The organism is Arthrobacter sp. Hiyo1 (assembly GCF_001263615.2).
GTDB lineage: Bacteria > Actinomycetota > Actinomycetes > Actinomycetales > Micrococcaceae > Arthrobacter.
In genome coordinates, this window is the sequence record NZ_DF952469.1 from 547768 (window position 1) to 554615 (window position 6848).

Below are 6848 nucleotides of genomic sequence, written 5' to 3' on the forward strand. Positions count from 1 at the left end.
GCCCGGCGGGTTCCGTTTGGACGTGGGGCGGGCCAACCTACACCACGGCACCGGCCGGGATGGCGGGCCTGTCCGGGGTAACGGCTCTGACCGGGGGGCACAGCAAGTACGCCCTGCTATCGAATGGGACCGTCCAATCCTGGGGAGTGAACCTTTTCGGGCAGCTCGGCAACGGCACGACCACCGACAGCGGCACCCCTGTCCAAGTCACAGGCCTGAGCAGCGTCATGTCCGTGACTTCATCCTTCGATGCCGCGTATGCCGTTCTCTCGGACGGTACCGTCTGGGCGTGGGGCCACAACAACCTCGGCCAACTGGGCGACGGTACCACGACGGACAGCAGTGTCCCAGTACAGGTCCCAGGCCTGACCGGGGTACGTTCAGTCACTGCCGGTGACTACACGGCCTATGCTGTCCTCAACGACGGAACCGTACAGGCTTGGGGTCACGGGATCACGGTCGCCAGCAACGTTCCGGTCCCGGTGACCGGCCTGACTGACGTCAAATCCGTCACCACGGGGCTCTGGAACCTGACCGTATACGCACTGCTCAACGACGGGACCATCCGGGCCTGGGGATACAACACCAACGGGCAGCTCGGAAACGGCACCGCCTCCAGCAGCAGCACCCCTGTCCAGGTCACCGGCCTGACAGGAGTAACTTCCGTGGTTTCCGGCAGCGAAGCGGCCTATGCAGTCCTGAGCGACGGAACCCTCTGGCCTGGGGCCAAAACCTCCGCGGCCAGCTCGGCAACGGCACCACCACCGATAGCAGCACTCCCGTACAGGTCACCGGACTGACCGGAGTGAGTTCCGTACACTCCACCAACGAATCAGCCTTCGCTGTCCTCTCCGACGGAACCGTACGGTCTTGGGGTGCCAACCCTTCAGGAATACTGGGCAACGGCACAACCACGAATAGCAGCACTCCCGTGCAGGTGTCCAATCTGCACGGAGTCAAATCCCTAGCCACCTCAGTTATCGCAACCTACGCACTACTCACGGACGGGACCATCCGAGCCTGGGGAAACAACGACAGAGGAGCACTGGGCAACGGTACAACCACCAGCAGTACCACCCCAGTCCAGGTGGCCGGACTCAGCCACATCACCGGCCTCCTGGAGTCTGAAGTTCCCCCAGCCAGTTAACCGAACGGAGCATGGTCGGTTGTTGTCCGTCACTGAGCTATTGACCCGCGCGCGGTTGTTCTGGCCCTGAGGAGGCTTTCTAGCTGATCGAGCCTGCAGCACGCGTCGCCTCTTGATAACGCACGAGGCTGGCTAGCCTGCCTTTTGTTGGGCCCGGAATCTGTCGGAAGTCGTGTCCGGTTAAGGATCCCGCACCGGACGCCGTTGCAGCGGATACCTTCGGAGTAAATTTTGAGAACGAAAGAAAGGTTCGCCGATCGGGTGACGGTGCCTGACGTTGTTGGGCTGCCATTTCACGTCGGCCGCGATGTGGCATGGGATGCCGGAGTGAGCCTGGCGAATCCTGATCCGGACGGGCCGCCTATCGGAGCCCTAGCTTGGCCCGGACTGTTCTACATCACATCGCAACGTCCCGCCGCCGGTACCATCGTCTATCGCTGGGATTCTGTGGCTGTCGAGGTTGTCGCGCACGGAGATGCGGAATCCAACGCTTGGCTGAAGCGCCCTGATGCTCCGCCCGCTGATTCGACCCATGCCCCGACTCCGCAGCCCGAGCAACGCGTCGATCTTACGGAGACAGAGCCTCCATTAGAGTGACCTCGAGGGCACTAAGCATCGGGTTTGAATTACCGGCAAGGTCGAGCAACGTCGTCAGTCCGCTTTCCCGGTGCGTCCGGTAAGGGATCCCTCAACGAACTCCTAGCATGGTATCGAGGCGGCGGAAATCAGGCTCGGCACTTTCTGTTGCTTTTATTCGGGCTAAGCGTAGGGTGCGAGCATGTCGTTGTTCCGTCCTTTGAAGCTAGAGACGGAATTCTTCGAGCCGCAGGCGCTCGGCATCGCCCTGTACATCCGAGATCGGCTGGGGCTCGATCCGGGATTGGGTGGATCTCCTGGCTGCCGGATCGCACCTGCTATCGCTCCGGAGGAGCAGCTTGTCACGGCGGACCCCGACGAGGTGTCCGCTCAGTGGAGTTCGTGGTGGACGACCATCTTCGGCGCGGCCGTGCTGCGCGGGGTTCCCGGACCTATCGACTATTACGGGCCTCTCGTGCACGAACCGGAGTTGGGGCGGGTTGCCGAAACGCTGCTCCGCGACGCAATCGGCTGGGTCGCAGCCCAGGCGGACGGGAACCGCGGTGAATGGGGCGGCCTCAACTCGCCAACCTTCAGGCCGTGGGTCGTTCAGGAGCTGGTGCAAGAGGCGAGACCGCGTCTTCGGGGCGCGCATAAGATCGTTTTCCTCGTTCTTCCCGTCGAGTGCAAGACCGGTTGGCGCATCGGAGCGTCGTTCTTCGGCATCACCAAACCACTTCTGCACGATCTGACCGCCTTCAGGAAATGGTTCGCTCAACAAATCCCAGAAGGGCTATAGCTGCAGTGGTCAGCATCGGGCACCTCTCTGCCCCGAGTACCGAGCCATTGCAGGGCCAGAATCATGCTTCGCGGTCATCGCAGTCGTGGTCCGGTGGCCGATTCGATGACTCGAGAGGATGCCCGTAAGCCGATCCCTTTTCGGGCACCGCGGTATACGGTGAGGCACTGGCTTGCGGTCACTTCGGACGGGCCCCTACCGACGCCGGCCATGCGCCTGCTACCGTGAACCATCGCTGACGCAAGGGGGATGTCATGCAGCTACGCGGCGCCGCTGGGTTGGCCGTCATAACGCTCAGTTTGTCCGGCTGCGCGCCTTTGCTGCCGATGATCCACCCCAGTCCCGCACCCAGCCCAAGTTCGTCAGGGCCTTCAGGCAAGATCCCCGTCACCGGTCAGCCGTCCGCTCAGTTCTGTGAGAACGCCGGGACCTACCTGTCCAAGTTCCCCGACCTCCCGCTGTACGGGCCACACCCGGAGACGCAGGAGGCCACGGGCTTTCTCAGCTGCTGGTACACCGTCGACGGTGACCCCTACCATCCGCGTGTCACCTTGGAGGCGCTGACTTTGAAAAACGACGACGACCGGGCCGTCTTTACCGAACAATGCGATGGCGGAAAGCTGGGACCCGGCACCGTCAAGATCATCGCTAACTGGACTCAGGACCGTCATTGGTCTGCGTGGATAGCGGCACACGACAGCTCCTACAGCGAGGCTATCCTCTGCACCCCGGACCAGATCTACACAGCGTCGGTGACGTACGTCCCCGGCGCCACCGCCGACGATGCCCTGGCCACCATCATGGCCGCCATCGACTGATCCGGCCTGGATAGCGACTGACTCGTCGGCCGGGCAGTCAACGCCCTCCGGGTGCCGCGTCAATCAGCCGACTATCCGCAGAATGCACGGGCAAGGATCCCTCGCGAGGACGTTCGCGAAGGGGCATTCACTTCCTGCGGCGTACCACCAGCACGATGTACAAGGCAGCGGCCACAGCAACCAATGCTCCGACGCTGACCCCTGCGCTTCCATTGTTGAGCACGCTAGAACTCCTCTACGGCCTCAATTGGCTACTGACTACACAGCGTACGCGGTGTTCTGAGTGCTGAATGAAAACCTGGCGAAAGCAGTGAATGCCATCCCGCCCGCGGGAGTCTTGTTGGAGGATTTAGCTTTGAACGCAAGTGGGATCCAAAGCGATGGTAGTTTCAGGACCGCATGTTCTCCGGTCGCGTCCGCGGGTGCTGAACATACACTGATTCCAGTCGATGATCTGGGGGACGATGCAAGCGGAAACCGTTCAGCTGCCTGATGATCTGCTGCTGCCCGCGACCGCCCTGCCTCTTTCGGCCGCGCCCAGATGGTCGGGCTCGCGTCTCCGCCGGCGTCTGCTGTGGCGCGCTGGGTTGAGCGTGTTCGCCTTCGCCTTCCTGGTCGTTGGCCTGGTTTTTCTCTGCGGACAGTCCCCCATTCGGCCGGTCCGTGCCGTTGTGGAGATCGTCCGACTCGCCGACGGTGCCTTTCGAATAGAGCCGAGGGCCTAGGCGCTCCGGTGAGGGATCCCGGACCGGACGGACGGTGGCCCCTGGGCGCGTGAAGTCCACAGTCTCGACCCAGGACGAGCCTGCTGAAGAACGAGTTGCAGGTCCGAAGTCGTGAGGTCGTCGCGTGGTCGAGGCCGTGTGTTTTCAACCAGACGGCACTTGTACTGGATTGAACCGCACTGGTCCGCCGCATTCGGGGCCGTCTGGGTGCTCCCCTATCGGCTCCGTTTCTATTCGGGAGCACGCGCCACACGGACACCTGAAGAGTCCGCAGCGTCGACAAACACAGACGTGACTCTGACGGGCGGCATCAGGAAAGGCGCAGACTGCGGTACCAGCCACCTGCCGTCGGGGGTCCTGATTACCGGGGCCGGAGTGCAGCCCTCCCCGAAGCAAGCCCAAAGTCTCCGGCGTACGCTGCCGAGTCTGGCAGCACTAAATGTTGGCTCAGAGCGTCCGCCTGGCATGCACGTTGACGGAACCTGCGCCGGTTCAGACAGACCCCGTGAGCCCACGGATACAACCAATTTACACATCAAACTCTTGACCGGGTGAGGATCGCACCCATAGAGTTCTCTGATATATGAGTCATATGTCACATTGGGCAGCAGTGATACATGACGACGCCGAAATCATCTCGCGAGTCCTGCGCGGCCATATCGGCTGGCGTCAAGCCAGTCGGCATCGTCCACCGGTCGCTAAGGGCTGCGGCTGTCCGTGCGTCTAGGAAACGGCGTCAGCGGTTTGCGCTGACGTCAGAAGGGAACAAATCTCAATGATCTATCCGACCGGGACGACGGCCTCCGTCGACACCTCCATATCAAGAGAGACCAGCTCCAAGTTCAAGCGCCGCTTCATGGTGCGGCTTGTCGCTGTCTTCATCGGCGGGATGTTCCTCGATGGTTACATCCTCGGAATTATCGGCCCCGTCAGCGGACTCATGCGGTCAGATCTCCAGCTCGACGCACTATCTCTGGGCATGATTGCCGCAGGCCCGCTGGTTGGTATCTTCGTCGGCTCCCCGCTGGCCGGTTGGGCTACTGACAAGTTCGGACGAAAGCCCATGTTCATGGTGGACATGGGCCTGTTCCTGGTCGCCTCAGGGGCCCAGTTCTTCGTGACCTCCGGAGAAGGGGCCGTGATCCAGCTGGCCGCCATCCGGTTCTTCATGGGCGTCGCGATCGGCGGCGAGTACTCAATCGGTGGGCCATTGCTATCAGAGTTCTCCCCGCCAAAGCTCCGCGGGCGATTGCTCGGGCTGACTCTGATCGCCTGGTACGTCGGTTTCATGATGGCGTTCATCATCGGCACGCTCCTGCACGACGCCGGCACCCCATGGCGCCTCGTAATCGGGACAAGCACGATACTCGCATTCGTCCTGTTCCTCGCCCGCTTGGGCCTCCCCGAATCTCCGAGCTGGCTCATTACGAAGGGACGGCATGAGGAAGCACTCGCGATAGCACGCCGATATGTCGAATCGCCCCAGATGCACGACAGCATCACTGGAGAGATGGATCTGAGGATGATCCAGGAGGCCCAAGCCGCGCAGAGTAGGACCAAAATCAAGGGCGCCTCCTTCGGAATGCTGTTCTCGAGGCAGTACTGGCGCACCACCCTCTTCACCTCAGGTTTTTGGTTCTGTGCGGTCACTCCGTACTTCGCGATCGCGACCTTCGCCGACGACGTGCTCAACCAATTCGGCTTCGGCGGCTGGACCGGCGGAGTCGGCCTGTCCGCACTTGCGGCCGCGGGTGTTGTCACCACCGTGCTTCTGATTGACAAGCTCGGCCGTCGAATTCTCACCGTGCCCGGGCAGTGGCTCTGCGCAGGCATTCTGCTGATCATCGGAGTCTGGGCGAACGCACCAGCGATCCTCGTGCTCGTCCTGTTTCTCGCCTTCTCCTTCTTCAATGCCGGCTACACCACGATGACCCAGGTCTATCCGGCGGAGGTATTCCCCGGCCACCTGCGCGGCATCGGCATGGGCTTCGCCGCGGCCTTCAGCCGCATCGGAGCCGCACTCGGCACCTTTGCACTGCCATGGGCGATCAGCAACATCGGCCTGGGCCCAAGCATGGTCGTGGCCGCCGCCGTCGCATTACTCGGCGCAGCCCTCTCGCAATGGCTCGCGCCCGAGACGAAGGGGCGCACCCTCGCCGAGATCTCAGCAAACTTCTCCCACTGACACCGGGACTGCACGGTGACTTCGAATCCGAACTAAGGCCCTCGGGCGGAAAAGGGGCGTCAGTGGTGGGGCCTGCAAGGACCCCCTTACGGGCGGGGCCTGCGCGTCCTTGACCCTACGGTCAGGCACCGCTGGTCAGCTAGCGTTGGTCAAACGATGGCAAGCAGTCCACCGCGGAAGCAAACAAAAAAAGATTCTTCGGTCTGTGTCGATCCGGCCTCGCGCCGTTCGACCTGTGGGTGAGAAGGTCGAAAAAGCGACCTTCCGGAATCAAGGAGCATTCGATGGCCAAGTACATGTTGATCATGCGTCCCACGGACGAGTCCTTCGCGAACTTCGCGAACACGGACTTCGCCGAAATCATGGATGCCATGGGAAAGTTCAACGACGAGTTGATTCGTGCCGGTGTCCTGCTGGCGGCCGAGGGGCTGGACGACGCGAATGAGGGCGTCGTGGTCGACTTCACCGGCGAGACGCCGGTTGTCACCGATGGCCCGTACGGAGAGACCAAGGAGCTGTTTGCCGGCTACTACATCCTTGATGTCGCATCGAAGCAGGAGGCCGTCGAGTGGGCCAAGCGGGCGCCGCTCACGGCGGG

Annotated in this window: 7 protein-coding genes; 6 read left to right on the top strand and 1 reads right to left on the bottom strand. The window is 62.2% G+C overall.

Annotation, left to right across the window (positions count from 1 at the left end; all coding sequences use genetic code 11):
• The 4 genes from AHiyo1_RS06905 to AHiyo1_RS06925 form a co-directional block, all read left to right on the top strand.
• Nucleotides 1-800, top strand: an 800-nt coding sequence (locus tag AHiyo1_RS06905) for an RCC1 domain-containing protein (protein ID WP_445286189.1), incomplete at its 5' end; no start/stop codon positions are given.
• Nucleotides 716-1147 (top strand): hypothetical protein, encoded by a 432-nt coding sequence (locus AHiyo1_RS06910; RefSeq protein ID WP_084784392.1) that lies wholly within the window; start codon nucleotides 716-718, stop codon nucleotides 1145-1147. The genes AHiyo1_RS06905 and AHiyo1_RS06910, both read left to right, overlap by 85 nt.
• A gap of 778 nt (nucleotides 1148-1925) precedes the next feature.
• Nucleotides 1926-2522: a hypothetical protein gene (locus tag AHiyo1_RS06920; protein ID WP_059388054.1), complete on the top strand. Its 597-nt coding sequence runs from the start codon at nucleotides 1926-1928 to the stop codon at nucleotides 2520-2522.
• Nucleotides 2523-2776: 254 nt separating this feature from the next.
• Nucleotides 2777-3340 (top strand): hypothetical protein, encoded by a 564-nt coding sequence (locus AHiyo1_RS06925; RefSeq protein ID WP_059388055.1) that lies wholly within the window; start codon nucleotides 2777-2779, stop codon nucleotides 3338-3340.
• A 127-nt stretch (nucleotides 3341-3467) separates the two neighbouring features.
• On the opposite strand, the gene AHiyo1_RS27710 is transcribed toward AHiyo1_RS06925, so the two are convergent.
• Nucleotides 3468-3563, bottom strand: coding sequence for an MYXO-CTERM sorting domain-containing protein (locus tag AHiyo1_RS27710; RefSeq protein ID WP_113990585.1), 96 nt, complete (start codon nucleotides 3561-3563; stop codon nucleotides 3468-3470).
• Between the two features lie 1277 nt (nucleotides 3564-4840).
• Between AHiyo1_RS27710 and AHiyo1_RS06940 the strand changes: the two genes are divergently transcribed.
• Together AHiyo1_RS06940 and AHiyo1_RS06945 are read left to right on the top strand one after the other, a co-directional pair.
• Nucleotides 4841-6250, top strand: coding sequence for an MFS transporter (locus tag AHiyo1_RS06940; protein ID WP_059388057.1), 1410 nt, complete (start codon nucleotides 4841-4843; stop codon nucleotides 6248-6250).
• Between the two features lie 284 nt (nucleotides 6251-6534).
• Nucleotides 6535-6848: YciI family protein (locus AHiyo1_RS06945; protein WP_059388058.1), on the top strand; the 314-nt coding region annotated here is incomplete at its 3' end.